The sequence below is a fragment of the Streptomyces soli genome, from assembly GCF_003999195.1.
GTDB lineage: Bacteria > Actinomycetota > Actinomycetes > Streptomycetales > Streptomycetaceae > Actinacidiphila > Actinacidiphila soli.
Genome location: NZ_RJVR01000257.1, coordinates 1 through 20,830, shown reverse-complemented (window position 1 = coordinate 20,830; position 20,830 = coordinate 1). Strand labels below are relative to the sequence as shown.

Annotated in this window: 18 protein-coding genes and 1 pseudogene; 6 read left to right on the top strand and 13 right to left on the bottom strand. The window is 70.2% G+C overall.

Features of this window, described 5'->3' with window-relative positions; all coding sequences use genetic code 11:
* The first annotated feature begins 21 nt into the window (after positions 1-21).
* Positions 22-1,026, top strand: coding sequence for a COX15/CtaA family protein (locus EFK10_RS26345; RefSeq protein WP_127358155.1), 1,005 nt, complete (start codon positions 22-24; stop codon positions 1,024-1,026).
* A 79-nt stretch (positions 1,027-1,105) separates the two neighbouring features.
* Here the strand turns inward: EFK10_RS26345 and EFK10_RS26340 are convergent, their stop codons facing one another.
* The 4 genes from EFK10_RS26340 to EFK10_RS26325 form a co-directional block, all read right to left on the bottom strand.
* Complete coding sequence (locus EFK10_RS26340) at positions 1,106-2,212, bottom strand: amidohydrolase family protein (protein ID WP_127358154.1); 1,107 nt, start codon at positions 2,210-2,212, stop codon at positions 1,106-1,108.
* Positions 2,213-2,519: 307 nt separating this feature from the next.
* Positions 2,520-3,812: a type I glutamate--ammonia ligase gene (locus tag EFK10_RS26335; RefSeq protein WP_127358153.1), complete on the bottom strand. Its 1,293-nt coding sequence runs from the start codon at positions 3,810-3,812 to the stop codon at positions 2,520-2,522.
* A gap of 65 nt (positions 3,813-3,877) precedes the next feature.
* Positions 3,878-4,246: a hypothetical protein gene (locus EFK10_RS26330; RefSeq protein ID WP_127358152.1), complete on the bottom strand. Its 369-nt coding sequence runs from the start codon at positions 4,244-4,246 to the stop codon at positions 3,878-3,880.
* A gap of 24 nt (positions 4,247-4,270) precedes the next feature.
* On the bottom strand, positions 4,271-5,221 hold the full coding sequence (locus EFK10_RS26325; protein WP_206305597.1) for a heme o synthase: 951 nt from the start codon (positions 5,219-5,221) through the stop codon (positions 4,271-4,273).
* A 399-nt stretch (positions 5,222-5,620) separates the two neighbouring features.
* Between EFK10_RS26325 and tkt the strand changes: the two genes are divergently transcribed.
* Genes tkt through pgl form a run of 5 tightly spaced genes read left to right on the top strand, consistent with a single transcriptional unit; the run spans position 5,621 to position 12,146 of the window.
* Positions 5,621-7,699: a transketolase gene (gene tkt / locus EFK10_RS26320; protein WP_127358150.1), complete on the top strand. Its 2,079-nt coding sequence runs from the start codon at positions 5,621-5,623 to the stop codon at positions 7,697-7,699.
* Positions 7,700-7,730: 31 nt separating this feature from the next.
* On the top strand, positions 7,731-8,849 hold the full coding sequence (gene tal / locus EFK10_RS26315) for a transaldolase (RefSeq protein WP_127358149.1): 1,119 nt from the start codon (positions 7,731-7,733) through the stop codon (positions 8,847-8,849).
* Between the two features lie 5 nt (positions 8,850-8,854).
* Positions 8,855-10,378, top strand: a complete 1,524-nt coding sequence (zwf, locus tag EFK10_RS26310) for a glucose-6-phosphate dehydrogenase (protein ID WP_127358148.1) — start codon at positions 8,855-8,857, stop codon at positions 10,376-10,378.
* On the top strand, positions 10,375-11,367 hold the full coding sequence (gene opcA, locus EFK10_RS26305; protein WP_127358147.1) for a glucose-6-phosphate dehydrogenase assembly protein OpcA: 993 nt from the start codon (positions 10,375-10,377) through the stop codon (positions 11,365-11,367). Before zwf ends, opcA begins: the two co-directional genes overlap by 4 nt.
* Entirely contained in the window at positions 11,364-12,146 is a 783-nt protein-coding gene (pgl, locus tag EFK10_RS26300) for a 6-phosphogluconolactonase (RefSeq protein ID WP_127358146.1), read from the top strand. Before opcA ends, pgl begins: the two co-directional genes overlap by 4 nt.
* Positions 12,147-12,437: 291 nt before the next feature.
* On the opposite strand, the gene pgi is transcribed toward pgl, so the two are convergent.
* The 9 genes and pseudogenes from pgi to EFK10_RS26255 form a co-directional block, all read right to left on the bottom strand.
* Complete coding sequence (gene pgi, locus EFK10_RS26295; protein WP_127358145.1) at positions 12,438-14,090, bottom strand: glucose-6-phosphate isomerase; 1,653 nt, start codon at positions 14,088-14,090, stop codon at positions 12,438-12,440.
* Between the two features lie 45 nt (positions 14,091-14,135).
* Positions 14,136-15,128, bottom strand: a complete 993-nt coding sequence (locus EFK10_RS26290; protein WP_240677466.1) for an N-acetylglucosamine kinase — start codon at positions 15,126-15,128, stop codon at positions 14,136-14,138.
* Positions 15,129-15,249: 121 nt separating this feature from the next.
* Positions 15,250-15,585, bottom strand: coding sequence for an RNA polymerase-binding protein RbpA (locus EFK10_RS26285; protein ID WP_073497103.1), 336 nt, complete (start codon positions 15,583-15,585; stop codon positions 15,250-15,252).
* A 193-nt stretch (positions 15,586-15,778) separates the two neighbouring features.
* On the bottom strand, positions 15,779-16,015 hold the full coding sequence (gene secG, locus EFK10_RS26280) for a preprotein translocase subunit SecG (protein ID WP_127358143.1): 237 nt from the start codon (positions 16,013-16,015) through the stop codon (positions 15,779-15,781).
* 118 nt (positions 16,016-16,133) lie between these two features.
* Positions 16,134-16,910 carry a triose-phosphate isomerase gene (tpiA, locus tag EFK10_RS26275; protein ID WP_127358142.1) on the bottom strand — a complete coding sequence of 259 codons (777 nt, stop codon included), beginning with the start codon at positions 16,908-16,910 and terminating at the stop codon, positions 16,134-16,136.
* Positions 16,911-16,917: 7 nt separating this feature from the next.
* A complete protein-coding gene (locus EFK10_RS26270) occupies positions 16,918-18,129 on the bottom strand; it encodes a phosphoglycerate kinase (protein ID WP_127358141.1) in 1,212 nt (403 codons plus the stop codon).
* 85 nt (positions 18,130-18,214) lie between these two features.
* Positions 18,215-19,219 (bottom strand): type I glyceraldehyde-3-phosphate dehydrogenase, encoded by a 1,005-nt coding sequence (gene gap, locus EFK10_RS26265; protein WP_127358140.1) that lies wholly within the window; start codon positions 19,217-19,219, stop codon positions 18,215-18,217.
* A 187-nt stretch (positions 19,220-19,406) separates the two neighbouring features.
* A pseudogene (locus EFK10_RS26260) lies at positions 19,407-19,862 on the bottom strand (zinc carboxypeptidase); the annotation flags it as partial.
* Between the two features lie 59 nt (positions 19,863-19,921).
* The coding region (locus EFK10_RS26255) for an RNA-guided endonuclease InsQ/TnpB family protein (RefSeq protein ID WP_164836152.1) at positions 19,922-20,830 on the bottom strand (909 nt) is incomplete at its 5' end.

Sequence of the window (20,830 nt, the reverse complement as noted above, 5' to 3'; positions counted from 1 at the left end):
CCTATTTACCCCTCGTGAAGGATGGCACAAAGGGGCGCCTACGATGGGCGGGTGTCGAACCTGAACCCCTTCGCCGCCATCGCACAGCGCTGGACGCCGTCCCCGGTGACGCTCCGGCGGGCCGCCATGGGCGCGCTCGTCATGAGCGTCGTGATCGTGGTGACCGGCGGGGCGGTCCGGCTGACCAGTTCCGGGCTCGGCTGCCCGACCTGGCCCACGTGCACGGGCGACAGCCTCACCACGACCAGCGCCATGGGCATCCACGGCGCCATCGAGTTCACCAACCGCATGCTGACGTACGTGCTGTGCGCGGCCGTCGGCTGGGCGATCATCGCGGCGCGCTCCGCCAAGCCGTGGCGGCGCAGCCTGACCCGGCTCGGCTGGGCACAGTTCTGGGTCGTCATGGGCAACGCGGTGTGGGGCGGTTTGACGGTGCTGACCCACCTCAACCCGTACATCGTCGCCGCCCACTTCCTGCTCTCCGCCGCGCTGATCACGGTCGCCATGCTGACCTGGCAGCGCACCGCCGAGGGGGACGGCGCCCCGCGCCCCCTGGTCGGCAAGCCCGTCAAGCAACTCGCGTGGATCACCACCGGTGCCACCGTCTCCCTCATCGCGGTCGGCACCCTGGTCACCGGAGCGGGTCCGCACGCCGGCGACCACAGCGACGTCCCCCGGGTCGGGATCGACTGGAAGACCATCACCCAGCTCCACGCCGACCTCGCCTGGATCGTCTGCGGCCTCGCCATCGCCCTCTGGTTCGTCCTGCGCGCCGTCGACGCCCCCGCCGGCCCCCGCGCCCGGGCCCGTGACCTCCTGGTCGTCCTGCTCTCCCAGGGCGTCATCGGCTACGTCCAGTACTTCACCCACCTCCCGGAGGCCCTCGTCGGCCTCCACATGCTCGGCTCCACGCTCGTCTGGATCGCGGTCCTGCGGGTGCTGCTGAGCATGCGCGAGCGGCCCTTCACCGAGCTGGGTGACATCCCCTCCCCGGCGGCGGGCCTGGCCCCGGCGAGCATCTCCTAACGCCGCCGTCGCGGTCGCTGGGCCCGTGGCTGTCCGGAGTCCAGGGACGCAATTGTCCTTGCCCCATAGGGGTGACGAATCAGCCCAGGCCGTAGACCCTGCGGGCGTTGTCCACGGCGAGCATCGCGGCGACCCGTCCGGCGTCGTCCGACGACCACGCGCCGTCCGCGACCCACCGGCCAAGCACCCGGCGGACCGCGTCGCGGAAGAGCTCGGCCCCGACGACGTACAGCTCGGGGAGTCCGTAGGCGTCCGTCGAGAAGAGGAGCTTGCCGAAGGGCGCGAGCTCCAGGAATTCGGCGAGTACGTCGGGTGCCCGGGCGCCGACATGGGTCAGGGCGAGCCCGACGTCGGCGTAGACGTGCGGGAAGGCGTGGGCGAGGTAGGCGGCGTGGCGGTGGTAAGGGTAGCCGTGCAGGAGTACGAGATCCGTGCCGAGCCCGGCCGTCGCCCGCAGGAAGTCCGTGAGGAGCGCCGGGTCCGCGTGGTCGAGGCGCAGGTCGGGGTCGCCGAACCCGGTGTGGAGCTGGAGGGGCAGCCCGGTGGAGACGGCGGTCCACAGCAGGTGGCGCAGGAGTACGGGGTCGGTGAGCCGCCCCCCGACCGGCCGGTCGGAGAGCCACTCGCCGGCGGCGCGGCGTACGTCACCGGGGGCGGGGGGTTGGGGTGCCAGGGCGAGGCCGTGGCGGTAGGCGGCGATGGACTTGAAGCCCACGGCGTTCACGGCGGCGGTGTGCACGGACTCGGCGAGGTTGGCGACGAAGCCGTCCACGGTGCCGGAGGTGTCGGCGACCTGCTCGGCGAGCTGCTCGAGCCGCACGACCTCCCGGGCGGTCGCCCCGGCCGCCGCCGCCAGCTCGCCGGGCCCGGTCAGGTCGCCCGGCAGCCCCGTGTCGACCAGGTACGCCGTGATCCCCGTCGCCCGCAGCAGCCTCCGCCCCGCCTCGTACGCCCCCAGCTCCCGGCGCCGCGCCAGATACCGCGCCGGCGTCGCATGCGGCTCCAGCCCCAGCAACGGCGGGCACCAGCGCCTCACGGCGAACCCGGCCTGCGTATCGAAGAACGTCGTCCCCGGCGCGGCCGGTGCGTCCGACTCCGTCAGGTACGCCTCGAACGACGCGAGGCCCAGGTCGCCCCGCAGTACGCCGTGGCAGTGGTGGTCGACCAGCGCGGGCAGCTCAATCATGTGCGCGCCCACCCCTCCGGGTTGGGGGTAGGCCCTCCGCCTGATGCGGAGGGGTTGGCCCAACCCGCCCGCATCCGGCAACGGCGCGCACCACGACGGTGGGAGGCCGGGGGTGCGTCGGCGGGCCGACGGTCCGTGGCCGGGTTGTGCCAACCTCCCCCAAAGCTTCCTTGGGGTGCCCCCATCTCGCTCCGCTCGCCATGCGGAACGCCTTCCCACACCCCGGTCTGGTCGGCAGACCCCAGCCCACCGGGGCCAGAGTGCGGGGCCAACACCCACAACCCGGGGGCCGGGGCGGTAGCCCGCCTCACCAGCGCCACCGCGTGGCTTCCGCGATCTCCTCGGGGCTGCTCTTGGCGAAGCGTTCGGCCTCGGCCCGCCGAACCGCCAGCACCGCGCCATGCAGCACCTCACCGAGCGCCTCACGAAGCACACCGCTGTCCTCGAAGGCGTCGGCCGCGTCGCCGAGGGAGAGCGGGAGCCGTTCCTGGTCGCCGCGGGTGGCGGGGTCGCCGGTGACGGGCTCGGGGAGGGGGCCGGCGCCGGCGAGGCCGACGGCGATGACGGCCCCGACCACCAGATACGGGTTCGCGGCGGCGTCGAAGCACTTGAGCTCGGCGTTGGGGTTGTCGCCGGCAACGAACCGCAGCGCGGCCTCGCGGTTCTCGAGGCCCCAGCAGCGGAAGGCGCCGGCCCAGCGGGAGGGTTCGAGGCGGAGGTAGCTGGCGGGGCTGGGGGCGCCGATCGCGAGCAGGGCGGGCAGCTCGGCGAGCAGGCCCGCCAGGAAGGCCTCGCCGGCCGGAGTCATGCCGTACGCCCCGTCGCCCCCGTCCAGCAGGCCGGAAGCGCTCACGTGGAGGTGGCAGCCGTTGCCGACCTGCCCGGCGGTGAAGGCCGGCGCGAAGGAGGCCCGCAGCCCGTGCCGCAGGCTTACCGCCCGTACGGTCTCGCGGACCAGGATGACGTCATCGGCGGCGCCGACGGGGTCGGCCGGGGCGGTGGAGACCTCGAACTGCCCAAGGGTGTACTCGGGGTGCACCTGGAGGACGTCTATGCCCTGGGCACCCAGCGCCTCGTACAGGTCGCGCAGGTAGTCGGAGCGCTCGACGACCCGGGTCAGCCCGTACGCCGGGCCGTCCCCGGCGGGGTCGACGATCCACTCCGTCTCGAAGCCCATCCGCAGGTCGAGGCCCCGCTCGGCGGCCCGGGCGACCATGCGCCGGGCGAACTGCCGCTGGCAGGCGGGGTGCGGCGCGCCGTCCTGCTGGTAGCGGTCGGCGGGGGCCCAGGCCCAGCCGGACTGGGCGGCCAGAATGGTGAGCCGTTCCAGGTCGGGGAAGAGCCGCAGGTCGCCGTCGGGCCCGCCCAGGTGGGGGGTCGCGGTGATCATGTCGTCCGACGTGAAGACGTCAAAGACCGGTGACATGCCGACCCCGCTGTAGGCGGCGTCCGCGAGCCTGGCCGTGGGCACCGTCTTCACGCGGTTGACGCCCGCGTTGTCGGTCCAGCTCAGCGCGACGCCTCGTACGCCTTCCGCGGAGAGCCGCGCCGCCTCCTGCCGCGCCACGACCCTGTGCTGCTCCCGCGCTTCCGCGTCCACCCGTGCCTCCTAGCCACCCGTGACAAGACCATCACTCGTATGGTCCTTAACGGATGACCCCGGTGTCAGGTGTTGGCTGGACTGCCGATCTGAATTCCGGCCATGCGCTTCCACTCGTACGGTCCCGTGCGGATCTTCGCGGCGAAGTCGCCGTCGAAGTCCTCGTGCACGGTGACGCCGGATCGCTCGACGGCGCGCTGCGCGAGCTCGTACGTAGGAGCCACCAGGTCGCCCCACTCGCCGTTCTCGCCGACGAGGACGATGCGGGTGCCGATCTCGCCGATGTACTCGACTGTGGCCTCGGCGCCGCCGCCGTGGCTCTTGGCGAACGCGTCGATCTGCTTGGCGAGCCGCGCGACGCGGCGTTCGGCCAGGCGCTCGGCACGGGCGGCGCGGGCGGCGGCCTTCGGGTCGTCTACCAGGGTGTCTGCCATGACAGAAATGCTACCCGTCGGTAATCAGCGCAGGAAGGGGTCCACGGCCACGACCACGAACAGCAGCGTCGCGTAGGTGATCGACCAGTGGAACAGCCGCATCTCCTTGAGCTTGGCGCCCGTGATGCCGGCCTTGGCCCGGGCATGCAGCCCGTGCGCCTCCTTGAGCCAGAAGCCGCCGAGGACCACCGCCGCCACCGGGTACAGCCAGCCCGTGGCGCCCAGCGGCCACCACAGGGTGAGCGAGACCAGCACCATCACCCAGCTGTAGATGACGATCTGCCGGGCCACGACCTGGTTGCCGGCGACGACCGGCAGCATCGGGACGCCCACGCGCTCGTAGTCGTCCTTGACCTTCATCGACAGCGGCCAGTAGTGCGGCGGCGTCCAGAAGAAGAGGACAAGGAAGAGGACGAAGGGCGCCCAGGCCAGCTCGTTGCGCACCGCCGACCAGCCGATGAAGACCTGCAGGCAGCCGGCGACACCGCCCCAGACGATGTTCTGGGCGGTGCGGCGCTTGAGCCAGATCGTGTAGACGAAGACGTAATAGAGGATGGCCGTCAGCGACAGCGCGGCGGACAGCGGGTTGACGAGCACCGCGAACCACACCGTGGAGACCACCGACAGCGTGATGCCGAAGACCAGGGCCTCGCGGGGCGAGACCATGCCGGTGACCAGTGGGCGCTGCTCGGTGCGGTGCATGAGCGCGTCGATGTCGCGGTCGATGTACATGTTGAGCGCGTTCGCGCCACCCGCGGACAGATAGCCGCCGATGACCGTCAGCGCGACGCGGCCCAGATCGGGCACACCACCGGCGGCCAGGAACATCACCGGAACAGTGGTGATGAGCAGCAGCTCGATGATGCGCGGTTTGGTCAGCGCCACGAATGCCATGACACGGGCACCGAACGGCCGGTGACCCGTACTCGACCCGATGGCTCCGGCGGGCCGGGATTCGACGGCCGTCACGAACACCCCTGAGGAAAAGTTCAGCAACTGCAAGCGGGCTCCGCTTGCGCGTACCAGGCCACTCTAGACGTAGCGGATACTCCGCCCTGCCGGGGGGGTGCCCCGTGTTGTCCCCATACCGCAATGGAGCGGTGCCCCACACGCCGTATCGAGTTCAAGAGGCGAAGACACTCTCGGCGGGGCAGGCTGAGATCAGGTCCTGGCCGACCAGGGCCTGAGCCCGGCCGCCGCGCCGGGAATGTCCGTCCGAGGAGATTGGTTGCCGCAGGCGTCGAGCCAGTACCGCACTGCTCGCATAGCGAGACCGCTCGAATAGGTGCTCGCCCCTACAGGGGTAGGCTCGACAACGCCCGGTAGGCACCCCGTCACCGGTGTCCAGCATGTGGAAAGGAGCCCTGAGACAGGGTGAGTACCGAGCCGACCACCACAGACCTCGAATGGACCGAACTGGACAAGCGGGCTGTTGACACGGCCCGAGTCCTGGCCATGGATTCCGTGCAGAAGGTCGGCAACGGCCATCCGGGCACGGCCATGAGCCTGGCACCCGCCGCGTACCTGCTCTTCCAGAAGCTGATGCAGCACGACCCGGCGGACACGCAGTGGGTGGGCCGCGACCGGTTCGTCCTGTCCCCCGGTCACACGTCGCTGACGCTCTACACCCAGCTCTTCCTCTCCGGCTACGGCTTGGAGCTGGACGACCTCAAGGCCTTCCGCACCTGGGGCAGCAAGACCCCCGGCCACCCGGAGCACGGCCACACGGTGGGCGTCGAGACCACCACGGGCCCGCTCGGCCAGGGCATCGGCAACGCGGTGGGCATGGCCATGGCCGCCCGCTATGAGCGCGGCCTGTTCGACCCGGACGCGCCGGCCGGTGAGTCGGTCTTCGACCACACCATCTGGGCGATCGTCTCCGACGGCGACCTGGAGGAAGGCATCTCCGCCGAGGCCTCCTCCCTCGCGGGCCACCAGAAGCTCGGCAACCTGATCGCCCTGTACGACGACAACCACATCTCCATCGAGGGCGACACCGCGACCGCGTTCTCCGAGGATGTGCTGAAGCGGTACGAGGCCTACGGCTGGCATGTGCAGCGCGTCGAGCAGGACCCGTCGGGCGACTTCGACGTTCACGCCCTGTACGCGGCCTACCGCGCCGCCCAGGCCGTCACCGACCGCCCGTCGATCATCGCGGCCCGCACCATCATCGCCTGGCCGGCCCCGCACGCCCAGAACACCGAGGCCGCGCACGGCTCCGCCCTGGGCGCCGAAGAGGTCGCCGCGACCAAGCGCGTACTGGGCTTCGACCCGGAGAAGTCGTTCGAGGTCTCCGACGAGGTGCTGGCGCACGCCCGCAAGGCCCTGGACCGGGGCCGCGAGGCGCACTCCGCGTGGAACAAGCGCTTCGAGGAGTGGCGTACCGCCAACCCCGAGCGTGCCGCCGAGTTCGACCGGATCCAGGCGGGCGAGCTGCCCGAGGGCTGGGAGAACGCGCTTCCGGAGTTCCCGGCCGGCAAGGACGTCGCGACCCGCAAGGCCTCCGGTGAGGTGCTGAAGGCCGTCGGCGCCGTGGTGCCCGAGCTGTGGGGCGGCTCGGCCGACCTCGCGGGCTCCAACAACACCACGATCGACGCCTCGTCCTCCTTCCTCCCGGCGGACAACCCGCTGCCCGAGGCCAACCCCTACGGCCGCACGGTGCACTTCGGCATCCGCGAGCACGCCATGGGCTCGACGATGAACGGCATCGCGCTGCACGGCAACACCCGCATCTACGGCGGCACCTTCCTGGTGTTCTCCGACTACATGCGTCCCGCCGTCCGCCTGGCCGCGCTGATGAAGCTGCCGGTGACGTACGTCTGGACGCACGACTCCATCGGCCTCGGCGAGGACGGCCCGACCCACCAGCCGGTCGAGCACCTGTCCGCGCTGCGCGCCATCCCGGGCCTCAACGTCGTGCGCCCGGCCGACGCCAACGAGACCGCGATCGCCTGGCGTGAGATCCTCAAGCGCCACGCCACCAAGCCCGCCCCGCACGGCCTGGCGCTCACCCGCCAGAACGTCCCGACGTACGAGGCCAACGACGACGCCGCGAAGGGCGCCTACGTGCTCTTCGAGGCCGAGGGCGGCGAGCCCCAGGTGATCCTGCTGGGCACCGGTTCCGAGGTGCAGCTCGCCGTGGAGGCCCGCGAGGCGCTGCAGGCCGACGGCATCCCGGCCCGGGTGGTCTCCGTACCGTCCGTCGAGTGGTTCGAGGAGCAGGACCAGGCGTACCGCGACAGTGTGCTGCCGCCGACCGTCAGGGCCCGTGTCGCCGTCGAGGCGGGCATCGGCCTGACCTGGTACCGCTTCGTGGGCGACGCGGGCCGGATTGTGTCCCTGGAGCACTTCGGGGCAAGCGCCGACTACAAGGTCCTGTACCGCGAGTTCGGGCTGACCGCCGAGGCCGTGGCCGCCGCCGCCCGCGACTCCATCGCCGCAGCGACTCGCTGACGTATCCGACTTACGAGGAGATGCAAGACCAATGACAGACGCACTGAAGCGCCTCTCCGACGAAGGCGTGGCGATCTGGCTGGACGACCTGTCCCGCAAGCGGATCACCTCCGGCAACCTCGCGGAACTCATCGACTCCAGCCATGTCGTGGGCGTGACCACCAACCCCTCGATCTTCCAGAAGGCCATCTCCAGCGGTGAGGGCTACGAGCAGCAGGTCACCGACCTGGCTGCCCGCAAGGTCACCGTCGAAGAGGCCATCCGCATGATCACCACGGCGGACGTACGGGACGCGGCCGACGTGCTGCGCCCGGTGTACGACTCCACCGGCGGCCAGGACGGCCGGGTCTCCATCGAGGTAGACCCGCGCCTGGCGCACAACAAGTTGGCGACCGTCGCCGAGGCCAAGCAGCTGGCCTGGCTGGTGGACCGTCCCAACACCTTCATCAAGATCCCGGCCACCAAAGCGGGTCTGCCGGCCATCACCGAGGTCATCGGCCGCGGCATCAGCGTCAACGTCACGCTGATCTTCTCGCTGCAGCGCTACCGCGAGGTCATGGACGCCTACCTCTCCGGCCTGGAGAAGGCCAAGGAGTCCGGCCTGGACCTCGCGCAGATCCGCTCGGTCGCGTCCTTCTTCGTGTCCCGCGTGGACACCGAGATCGACAAGCGCCTGGAGAAGATCGGCACCGACGAGGCCAAGGCCCTCAAGGGCAAGGCCGCGCTCGCCAACGCGCGGCTCGCCTACCAGGCGTACGAGGAGGTCTTCTCCTCCGACCGCTGGGCCGCCCTGGAGAACCACGGCGCGCACAGGCAGCGCCCCCTGTGGGCCTCCACCGGTGTGAAGGACCCGGCCTACCCGGACACGATGTACGTGACCGAGCTGGTCGCCCCCGGCACCGTCAACACCATGCCGGAGGCCACCCTCGAAGCCACCGCCGACCACGGCGAGGTCACCGGGGACACCATTCGCGGCACCTACGAGCAGGCCAAGGCCGACCTTGACGCCCTCGCGGCGGTCGGTATCGACTACGACGACGTCGTCCAGCTCCTGGAGGACGAGGGTGTGGAGAAGTTCGAGCAGGCGTGGACCGAGCTGCTCGACTCCACCGCCGCCGAGCTCGAGCGACTCGCGCCGAAGGAGGCGTAAGCACGTTGAGCAGCGACAATCCGCTGCGTGACGCACAGGACCGACGGCTCCCGCGTATCGCGGGGCCGTCGGGCCTGGTCATCTTCGGCGTCACCGGTGACCTCTCCCGCAAGAAGCTGATGCCGGCCGTCTACGACCTGGCCAACCGCGGTCTGCTGCCGCCGGGCTTCTCGCTCGTCGGCTACGCCCGGCGCGACTGGGCGGACGAGGACTTCGCGCAGGTCGTGCACGACTCCGTCAAGGAGCACTCGCGGACCCCGTTCCGCGAGGAGGTCTGGCAGCAGCTCGCCGAGGGCATGCGTTTCGTGCCCGGCGACTTCGACGACGACGCGGCCTTCGAGAAGCTGAAGGCCACCATCAACGACCTCGACAAGGCCCGGGGCACCGGCGGCAACTTCGCCTTCTACCTCTCGGTGCCGCCCAAGTTCTTCCCCAAGGTCGTCCAGCAGCTGAAGAAGCACGGCCTCAACGAGGGTCCCGGGGACGCCTGGCGACGGGCTGTCATCGAGAAGCCCTTCGGCCACGACCTCAAGAGCGCCGAAGAGCTCAACCAGGTCATCCACCAGGTCTTCCGGTCCCGGAACGTCTTCCGGATCGACCACTACCTGGGCAAGGAGACCGTCCAGAACATCATGGCGCTGCGGTTCGCCAACACGATGTTCGAGCCCCTGTGGAACCGTTCGTACGTCGACCACATCCAGATCACCATGGCCGAGGACATCGGCATCGGCGGCCGGGCCGGCTACTACGACGGCATCGGCTCGGCCCGTGACGTCATCCAGAACCACCTGCTGCAGCTGCTCGCCCTGACCGCGATGGAGGAGCCCGCCTCCTTCGACGCCAACTCCCTGGTCACCGAGAAGCTCAAGGCGCTCAGCGCCGTCAAGCTGCCGGACGACCTGGGCAAGCACACCGTACGCGGCCAGTACGCGCACGGCTGGCAGGGCGGCGAGGAGGTGCTCGGTTACCTGGAGGAGGAGGGGATCAACCCCCAGTCCAAGACCGACACCTACGCCGCGATCAAGCTGGAGATCGACAACCGCCGCTGGGCGGGCGTCCCCTTCTATCTGCGCACCGGCAAGCGGCTGGGCCGTCGGGTCACCGAGATCGCGGTGGTCTTCCAGCGCGCGCCGCACTCCCCCTTCGACACCACCGACACCCAGGAGCTGGGGCAGAACGCCCTGGTCATCCGGGTCCAGCCGGACGAGGGGATCACCATCCGCTTCGGCTCGAAGGTGCCGGGCACGTCGATGGAGATCCGGGACGTGACGATGGACTTCGCGTACGGCGAGTCCTTCACGGAGTCCAGCCCCGAGGCCTACGAGCGGCTGATCCTGGACGTGCTGCTCGGTGACGCCAACCTCTTCCCGCGCCACCAGGAGGTGGAGGAGTCCTGGAAGATCCTCGACCCGATCGAGGAGTACTGGGACAAGCACGGCCGGCCCGAGCAGTACACGGCTGGGACCTGGGGCCCGAAGGCCGCGGACGAGATGCTCGCACGAGACGGCAGGAGCTGGCGCCGGCCATGAACATCGATCTGACGGAGACCACGTCAAGCAAGATCAACTCTGCGCTGATCAAGGCGCGGAGGGCCGCCGGGAGCCCGGCGGTCGGCATGGTGCTGACCTTGGTCATCGTGACGGACGAGGGCAATCACTACGACGCACTCAAGTCCGCCAGCGAGGCGTCGAAGGAGCACCCGTCACGGATCCTCGTCGTCATCAAGCGGCCCGGCCGCTCGCCGCGCGACCGCCGTAAGGCCCGCCTCGACGCCGAGGTACGGGTCGGCGGGGAGACCGGCACCGGCGAGACCGTCCTGCTGCGCATGCACGGCGAACTCGCCAACCACGCCCAGAGCGTGGTGCTGCCGCTGCTGCTGCCCGACGCGCCGGTCGTGGTGTGGTGGCCGGAGGTCGCCCCGGAGAACCCCTCCGAGGACCTGCTCGGCCAACTCGCCGCCCGCCGCATCACCGACGCGGCCGCCGCCGAGAACCCGGTGGCCGCGCTGGCACTGCGCGCCGACACGTACACCCCCGGCGACACGGACCTCGCCTGGACCCGGATCACGTCCTGGCGCAGCGTTCTGGCGGCCGCGCTGGACCAGAAGCACGCCGAGCTGACCGGCGCCGTCGTCGAGGGCGAGGCGTACAACCCGAGCACCGAGCTGCTGGGGCTGTGGCTGGCGGAGCGCCTCGGCGTGCCGGTCGAGCGGCGCGTCTCGGACGGCCCCGGCATCACCGCCGTACGGCTGGCCACGGCCGACGGCGAGATCTGCCTCGACCGCCCCAACGGCTCGCTGGCGGAGCTGGCGATGCCGGGCCAGCCGGACCGCCACGTCGCACTGCAGCGGCGCACCACGGCCGAGCTGATCGCGGAGGAGCTGCGGCGGCTGGACCCGGACGAGGCGTACGCGGCGGCGGTGAAGTTCGGCGTGAAGCGGCTGTCGGAGCCCCAGCCCGCGGCGGCGGGCGCGGCGCCGAAGCCCGCGCCGCCGAAGGAGAAGGCGGCGGCGAAGTGAGCGCGCCGCAGGTCGTCGTCCACCGCGACAAGGAACTCATGGCGAAGGCCGTGGCGGCCCGGCTGATCACGAAGATCGTGGACGCCCAGGCCGCCCGCGGCGCCGCCTCCGTCGTCCTCACCGGCGGCCGCAACGGCAACGCGCTCCTGGCCGCCCTCGCCGAGTCCCCCGCCCGCGACGCCGTCGACTGGGCCCGGCTCGACCTGTGGTGGGGGGACGAACGCTTCCTCCCCGAGGGCGACCCCGAGCGCAATGTCACCCAGGCCCGCGAAGCCCTCCTGGACGCCGTCCCGGTCAGCCCGTCCCGTGTGCACCCCATGCCCGCCTCCGACGGGCCGTACGGCAGTGACGCCGACGCGGCCGCCACCGCCTACGCGGAGGAGCTCGCCAAGGCCGCCGGCCCCGAGGACCACGGCCCCGTGCCCTCCTTCGACGTCCTGATGCTCGGTGTGGGCCCCGACACCCACATCGCCTCGCTCTTCCCCGGCCACCCGGCCGTCCGGGAGACCGAGCGCACCGTCGTCGGCATCCACGGCGCCCCCAAGCCGCCCCCGACCCGCATCTCCCTCACCCTCCCCGCCATCCGCGCCGCCCGCGAGGTCTGGCTCCTCGCCGCCGGCGAGGACAAGGCCGGCGCCGTCGCCTTCGCCCTCTCCTCCCCCGGCGAACTCCAGGCCCCCGCCGCCGGCGCCTACGGCCGCTCCCGCACCCTCTGGCTCATCGACACCACCGCCGCCGCTAAGCTCCCCCCCGAGCTCCGGCCGCCGCGCACGGCCTGAGCGCCGCCTCCGAAAGCCGGAAGCCCCAGTCGTCGGACTGGGGCTTCCGGCTTTCGGCTACCACCAGGAGGAACCTATGCAGGGCACCAGCGAGGCAGTCCTGTCCACACGGGGCGGGCTGTCCGCCGTCGTGACCGAGGCTCTGGTCACGACCGCACCCGCCGCGCCGGCCTGATCCTGGCGGCCGCCCGCGGCGTCGGGGTGCTCACCATCTCCCTCTGCCTGATCGCGGGCATCCGAGGGCCAGGTCCCGGCGGTGCCTCGGGGCATCGCCGGGACCCGGCCGCTGCGTCAGCGGCCGCGCAGCGAGCGGTACTTGGCGACGAGAGCCTTGGTGGAGGGGTCGAGGCCGGGGACGTCGGCGCCTTCGGTGAGCGCGGGTTCGACGCGCTTGGCGAGGACCTTGCCGAGCTCGACGCCCCACTGATCGAAGGAGTCGATGTCCCAGATGGCGCCCTGGACGAAGACCTTGTGCTCATAGAGAGCGACGAGCTGGCCGAGCACCGAGGGAGAGAGCTCGCTGGCCAGGATCGTGGTGGTCGGGTGGTTGCCGCGGAAGGTCTTGTGCGGGACCAGTTCGGCGGGCACGCCCTCCGCCGCGACCTCTTCCGGGGTCTTGCCGAAGGCGAGGGCCTGGGTCTGGGCGAAGAAGTTGGCCATCAGGAGGTCGTGGTGGTCACGGAGCGGGCCGAGTTCGCGGAGGGGCTCGGCGAAGCCGATGAAGTCGGCGGGGATGAGTTTGGTGCCCTGGTGGAGGAGCTGGTAGTAGGCGTGCTGGCCGTTGGTGCCGGGGGTGCCCCAGACGACGGGACCGGTCTGCCAGGAGACGGGGTTGCCATGGCGGTCGACGGACTTGCCGTTGGACTCCATGTCGAGCTGCTGGAGGTAGGCCGTGAACTTCGACAGGTAGTGGCTGTAGGGCAGCACCGCGTGTGACTGCGCGTCGTGGAAGTTGCCGTACCAGATGCCGAGCAGCCCCAGCAGCAGCGGGACGTTCTCCTCGGGGGGCGCGGTCCGGAAGTGCTCGTCGACGAGGTGGAAGCCGGCGAGCATCTCGCGGAAGTGGTCGTGGCCGATGGCGACCATCAGGGAGAGCCCGATGGCGGAGTCGTAGGAGTAACGGCCGCCGACCCAGTCCCAGAACTCGAACATGTTCTCCGTGTCGATGCCGAACTCCTTGACCTTCTCGGCGTTCGTCGACAGAGCCACGAAGTGCTTGGCCACCGCATCGGCGCCCAGGCCGTCCAGCAGCCAGGTGCGGGCCGACGTGGCGTTGGTGATGGTCTCGATCGTCGTGAAGGTCTTGGACGCGATGATGAACAGCGTCTCGGCGGGGTCCAGGTCCCGTACGGCCTCGTGGAGGTCGGCGCCGTCGACATTCGATACGAAACGGAACGTCAGATCACGGGCGGTGTAGGGACGCAGCACCTCGTACGCCATCGCGGGGCCCAGATCGGAACCGCCGATACCGATGTTGACGATGTTCTTGATGCGCTTGCCGGTGTGGCCGCGCCATTCGCCGGAGCGGATCTTGTCGGTGAAGACCGTCATCTTGGTGAGGACGTGGTGCACGGCCGGGACGACGTTGTGCCCGTCGACCTCGATGACGGCCGAGAGGGGGGCCCGCAGCGCGATGTGCAGCGCGGCACGGTCCTCGGTGACGTTGATGTGCTCGCCGCGGAACATCGCGTCGCGCAGCTCGGCGACCCCGGTCGCGGCGGCGAGTTCGCGCAACAGGCTCAGGGTCTCGTCGTTCACCAGGTGCTTGGAGTAGTCCAGGTAGAGGTCGCCGACCTGGAGGGTGTAACGCTCGCCGCGTTGCGGGTCGGCCGCGAAGAGTTCACGCAGATGCGTATCCCCGAATTCTTCGCGGTGCTTGACGAGTGCGTGCCATTCGGGCCGCTGGTCGAGTCGGATCGGGCTCTGCGCGTTTTTGTCGGACATCAGTCCACTTTCTCCTCGTCCTGCCTGCGGGACCAAACTAGTTGATTACGCGACGGGCAGCCGAAGCCGGGCCAGTGCCACCGCGCCCGCGCCGCCGTTGTGCACCGGAAGCACCCGCAGGCCCAGTTCCTCGGCGCGAGCGGTGACCCGGCCGAGCAGCGGGCCGTGCGGGCCGAGCAGGCTGCCGGCGGCGACCAACGGCTCGTCCTCGCGGGGCTCGAGGGCGGCAACGGTGGCGGCGAGTTCGTCGGCGGCGTCGTCGAGCAGGCCCGCCGCGACCTCGTCACCGTCCTCCTCGGCGGTCACGGCGAGCGGGCTGAGCCGGGCGAGCCGCACCGGGGGCTCGGCGTAGGCGAAGGGCACCAGGCGGTGTCGTAGCAGCTCGCATTCATGGCGGCTGGGCCGCTCCTGGGCGAGGTAGGGGCCGCCCGGGGTGCCGACGTAATGCGACAGCACGGCCTCCACGAGCGAGGTCCAGGGTCCGCGCCCGTCCAGGGCCTGCAGGGCGGCGCGCAGCACCTCGCGGCCCAGCCAGAAGCCGCTGCCGCTGTCGCCGAGGAGCCAGCCGTTGCCGTCGGAGAGATACAGCCTGCGGCGGTTCTCGATCCGGGCCGCGACCGCGCCGGTGCCGGCCACGATGGCCAGGCCGTCGGAGGGGGTACCGTCGGCGGAGGCGAAGGCGATCTCGATGTCGCCCAGCACCTCGATGGACCGGGCTGTGATGCCGTTGGCGGAGAGCGCGGCGTCCAGGCACGACATGGCCAGTTCGTACCCGGCGTCGGGTCCCGCGTCGGACGCGCCGCCCGCGAAGCCGCCCACCACCGACCGTACGGCCCCCCGCTGCCGCGTGTCGGGCGCCGCAGCCCTGATCGCCGCCACCAGGTGCCGGGTCAGCTCCGCCCTGGGCACACTCATGGCATTGCCGGGCCCCCCGGCGCCCTCGCCGAGCACGGCTCCGTCGTCGTCCGCGAGGTACGCCCGAGTGCGGGTGCCGCCGGCATCGATGCCGATCACCAGCGGCCGGTGCTCAGCAGTCACAACCCTGAGCATACTTTTTTGAGGGCTCGTTCGCCTCCGCTGACGCGCACGGTCAGCCGCACGGCGCACCTATGCGAAGGCCCCCAGGGCCTCCCGGGGGCGTTCGCGTGCCTGGGGCGTATTAAATCTCACCCCGGAGCTTCGCAAGCGCCTCGGCGAGGATGGCTTCGCCGTCGGCGGCACTGCGCCGCTCACGTACATAGGCCAGGTGCGTCTTGTACGGCTCGGTGCGCGGCGGAGCCGGCGGGTTCTCCTCGTCCTGCCCGGCCGGGAAGCCGCAACGCGGGCAGTCCCAGGTCTCCGGGATCTGCGCGTCGCTGGCGAAACTCGGCTGGGTCTCGTGCCCGTTCGAGCACCAGAAGGAGATGCGGAGGCGCGGCGCGGACTCGCCGCGCTCTGCCTCTCCCATCGGCCCCGCTCCGACCCGACTGCCACGGATCGCGTTGCCACTTGCCACGGTCGTAACTCCCTGCGTGATGGTGCTGCGAGGTCGCCCAGTTTACGGAGACCTTACGCCCCGTCCAGCGCCTGGTCGTCGACCCGGCTGCCGCGGACGCCGTTCCATGATAAGCCGCGTTCGCGACGAGGCGTCAGTTCTCCCGCAACGCACGAGAGTCGGACACCGGGGACGGCGGGGCGTCCGCCGGCCGCTACTTGTTGAACTTCAGCAGTAGGCCAAGCGCGACAATGCAGGCAAACCAGAGCAGACCGATCACCACGGTGATCCGGTCGAGGTTGCGCTCGGCCACCGAGGAACCGCCGACCGAGGACTGCATGCCGCCGCCGAACATGTCGGAGAGGCCGCCGCCCTTCCCCTTGTGCATCAGCACCAGCAGCAGAAGCAGCAGGCTGAAGACGATGAGGGCGATGGAGAACCCGAGTACCACAGCAGGACCAACTCTCTCGGTGACAGGTAAACGACGGCATGGGGCCGCGGGGCCGGACGGTGGTCCGGCCCCGACAGCCTACTTCCCTCACCGGGGGTGAGGGTACTTACCGCACGCCTTACTGATCGCGGAAGCGCACGATCTTGACGAATTCTTCCGCGTCCAGCGACGCGCCGCCGACCAGGGCGCCGTCCACATCCGGCTGCGCCATGATCGCCGCGACGTTGCCGCCCTTGACCGAGCCGCCGTACTGGATACGGACCGCGTCCGCCAGCTCCTGGCTGTAGAGCTCGGCCAGCCGGCCGCGGATCGCCCCGCAGACCTCCTGGGCGTCCTCGGGGGTGGCGACCTCGCCGGTGCCGATGGCCCAGACGGGCTCGTACGCGATGACGATGCTCTCGGCGTGCTCGGCCGGGATGTCCTTGAGCGCGCCGTCGAGCTGCGCGAGGGTGTGCGCGACCTGGTTGCCCGCCTTGCGGACCTCCAGGCCCTCGCCGACGCACAGGATCGGGGTGAGGCCGTGCCGGTAGGCGGCCTTGACCTTGGCGTTGATCAGCGGCTCGTCCTCGTGGTGGTACTGACGGCGCTCGGAGTGCCCGACGACGACGTACGTGCACTTCAGCTTGGCGAGCATGGCGCCGGAGATCTCGCCGGTGTACGCGCCGGCGTCGTGCTGCGAGAGATCCTGGGCGCCGTACCTGATCTTCAGCTTGTCGCCGTCGACCAGGGTCTGTACGGACCGCAGGTCGGTGTACGGCGGCAGGACGGCGACCTCTACGGCGTCGTAGTCCTTGTCGGTGAGCGCGAAGGCGAGCTTCTGGGTGTGGGCGATGGCCTCGAGGTGGTTGAGGTTCATCTTCCAGTTGCCCGCCATCAGCGGGGTGCGCGTGGTCATGGGTGGGTCAGTCCTCCAGTGCGGCGAGGCCGGGGAGCGTCTTGCCCTCGAGGTATTCGAGGCTGGCGCCGCCGCCGGTCGAGATGTGGCCGAATGCGTTCTCGTCGAAGCCGAGGATGCGTACGGCCGCGGCCGAGTCGCCGCCGCCGACCACCGTGAACGCTGGGCTGTCGATCAGCGCCTGGGCGACCGCGCGGGTGCCCTCGGCGAAGTCGGGGTGCTCGAAGACGCCCATCGGGCCGTTCCAGAAGACGGTGGCGGCGTCGGCGAGCTTCGAGGCGAACAGCTTGCGGGACTCCGGACCGATGTCCAGGCCCATCAGGTCACCGGGGATCGCCTCGGCGGAAACCGTCACTGGGTGGGTCGCGACCGGGTTCTTCAGGTCGGGGAAGCTGTCGGTGGCGACGACGTCGACCGGGAGCACGAACTCCACGCCCTGGTCCTTGGCGCGCTGCAGGTACTCCTTGACCGCCGGGATCTGGTCCTCCTGCAGCAGACTGCCGCCGACCTCGTGGCCCTGGGCCTTGAGGAAGGTGAACATCATGCCGCCGCCGATCAGGATCCGGTCGGCCTTGCCCAGCAGGTGGTCGATCACCCCGAGCTTGTCGGAGACCTTCGAGCCGCCGAGCACCACCACGTACGGACGGGCCACGTCCTCAGTGAGCTTCTTCAGCACCGCGACCTCGGTGGCGATCAGCCCACCCGCGGCGTGCGGGAGGCGCGCCGGCAGGTCGTACACCGAGGCGTGCTTACGGTGCACCGCGCCGAAGCCGTCACCGACGTACGCGTCCGCGAGCGCGGCCAGCTGGTCGGCGAAGGCGCCGCGCTCGGCGTCGTCCTTGGCGGTCTCGCCCGGGTTGAAGCGCAGGTTCTCCAGGAGTACGACCTCGCCCTCGGCCAGCGCGGACACGGCGGCCTGGGCGCTCTCACCGACGGTGTCGGTGGCGAACACGACGTCCTTGTCGAGCAGTTCGCCCAGCCGCTTGGCGACCGGCGCGAGCGAGAACTGCGGGTCGGGCGCGCCCTTGGGGCGGCCCAGGTGCGAGGCGACGATCACCTTGGCGCCGGCGGCGGCGAGTTTGGCGATGGTCCGCACGGCGGCGCGGATGCGGCCGTCGTCGGTGATGGTGTCACCCGAGAGGGGGACATTGAGGTCGGCGCGGACGAACACCCGCTTGCCGGCGACCCCTTCGTCGAGGAGGTCTTCGATCGTCTTCATCCATGGCTCCTTGGTCATGGGACAGGGCCCGGACGACTCTGGTGTCGTCCGGACCCTGTCCTCATCGCATCGTGCTGCGCGTTGCTTAGAGCTGGCCGCCGATGAAGGTGGTCAGGTCGACGAGGCGGTTGGAGTAGCCCCACTCGTTGTCGTACCAGCCGATGACCTTGACGCTCTTCCCCTGGACCATGGTCAGGAGGGAGTCGAAGGTGCAGGACGCCGGCTGGTTGACGATGTCCGAGGACACGATCGGGTCCTCGGTGTACTCCAGCAGACCCTTGAGCTGGCCCTCGGCCGCCTTCTGGAACGCGGCGTTGACCTCGTCCTTGGTGACCTCGCGCTCCAGCTCGACGACCAGGTCGGTGACCGAGCCGGTCGGGACCGGGACGCGCATCGCGATGCCGTCGAGCTTGCCCGCCAGCTCCGGGATCACCAGCGCGGTGGCCTTCGCGGCACCGGTGGTGGTCGGGATGATGTTCTCGGCGGCGGCACGCGCACGGCGCAGGTCGCTGTGCGGGAAGTCCAGGATGCGCTGGTCGTTGGTGTAGGCGTGGACCGTGGTCATCAGGCCCTTGACGATGCCGAAGTTCTCCAGCAGTACCTTCGCCATCGGCGCCACACAGTTGGTGGTGCAGGAGGCGTTGGAGATGATGTGGTGGTTGGTAGCGTCGTACTTGTCGTTGTTGACGCCCATCACGATCGTGATGTCCTCGCCCTTGGCGGGCGCGGAGATGATGACCTTCTTGGCGCCACCCGCGATGTGCTTGCCGGCGGCCTCGCCGCTGGTGAAGATGCCGGTCGACTCGATGACGATGTCGACGCCCAGCTCGCCCCACGGGATGTCGGACGGGTTGCGCTCCGACAGCACCTTGATGGTGTGGCCGTCCACGGTGATGGTGTCGGCGGTGTGGCTCACCTCGGCCTTGAGGCGGCCCAGGATGGTGTCGTACTTGAGCAGGTGCGCGGTGGTCGCCGTGTCACCCAGGTCGTTGACAGCCACGATCTCAATGTCCGCACCCTGCTCCAGGGCGGCACGGAAGAAGTTGCGACCGATGCGACCAAAGCCGTTGATGCCTACGCGGATCGTCACGAACCGATCTCCTCGCTGATTCGCCGGATTCCATTCCGGCTGCGACGTATGGGATGTCCCCGACCAAGGACGACCCTACCTCGCCCGGGAGCCCCGGATGACATCAGGCGGGCCGGTGAACGGTGGCCTGTCCCCCTACTGGGCGGTAGGGGGACAGGCCACTGCTCAGGCGCGCCTCAAGTGCACCTCAGGTGCGCAGTACCGCAAGTGCTTTGCCGATCAGCGCGGCGCGGTTCGAGCTGTCGGGGACGTGCTCCAGCCCGAATCCGAGCAGCACGGTGTCATGTGTGGTGACCGCCGCGTAGGACTTGAAGAGTTCGCCGGAGCGGCTCCAGTCGCCTTCGACCGCCGGGCTACCGGCCGGCGGGCCCAACACCGTCCACGCGCCGAGGGAGGTTTCGAAGCCCTCGGCCTGCTGCTCGGCTCCGCCCACCGCGAGTCGCGCGTCGTCCGCGAAGACGCCGTGGCCGCCGCTGCCGGGGTCGGTGATGTAGCTGAGCGACAGCTCAACCTTGGTGCCCGCGTAGGCACTCAGGTCGAACGCGACCTGCTGCCAGCCCTCGGAGGAGCCGGTGAAGCTGTTCCAGGCCCCGGTGGTGCCGGTGGCCGTGCAGCCGTCCGCGCCGGGCGTCAGGTAGTGGGTGTCAGGCGTCATGTCAGGTGGAGGTGGAAGGGGTGCTCGCTGTTGACTTCCTCCCCCGCCTAATGGCGGGGGATTCCAGCGGTCGCCCGCTGGGTTTCCTGCTTCATCGACGACTGCCCCGTCCGGGAGGACTCCCGTTGAGGTCTTACACCGTCTCCACAGGCCGAGACGGCCAGCCCGGCCGCCTTGATGTTGCGTGCCGCGTTCACGTCGCGGTCATGGGTGATGCCGCAGTCGCACGTCCACTCACGGACGTTCAGCGGCAGCTTCTCGCGGATCGTCCCGCACGCCCCGCACAGCTTCGAACTGGGGAACCACCTGTCGATCACTACGAGGTCACGCCCGTACCAGGCGCACTTGTACTCCAGCATCGTCCGCATCTCGGTCCACGACGCATCAGAGATCGCGCGGGCGAGCTTGTGGTTCTTGACCATGTTGCGGACGGTCAGGTCCTCGATCACGACCGTTTGGTTCTCACGGACGAGTCGAGTGGTCAGCTGGTGCAGGAAGTCCCGGCGCCGGTCAGCGATCCGCGCGTGGACCTTGGCGACCTTCACACGGGCCTTGGCCCGGTTCGCGGAGCCCTTCTCCTTACGAGACAACTCCCGCTGCGCCTTCGCCAGGCGCACCCGGTCACGCCGCTCATGCTTCGGGTTGCTGATCTTCTCTCCGGTGGACAGGGTCACCAGGCAGGTGATGCCCGCGTCGATGCCGACCGCCGCTGTGGTGGCCGGGGCCGCCGTGATGGTGTCGTCGCACAGCAGCGACACGAACCAGCGCCCTGCCGCGTCCTGGGACACCGTCACCGTGGACGGTGCCGCGTCTTCGGGGAGCGGACGGGACCACACGACGGCGAGCGGATCGCCCATTTTGGCCAGCGTCAACTGGCCGTCGCGGTAGCGGAACGCCGAGCTGGTGTACTCCGCCGACTTCCGCGACTTCTTCCGCGACTTGAACCGCGGGTACTT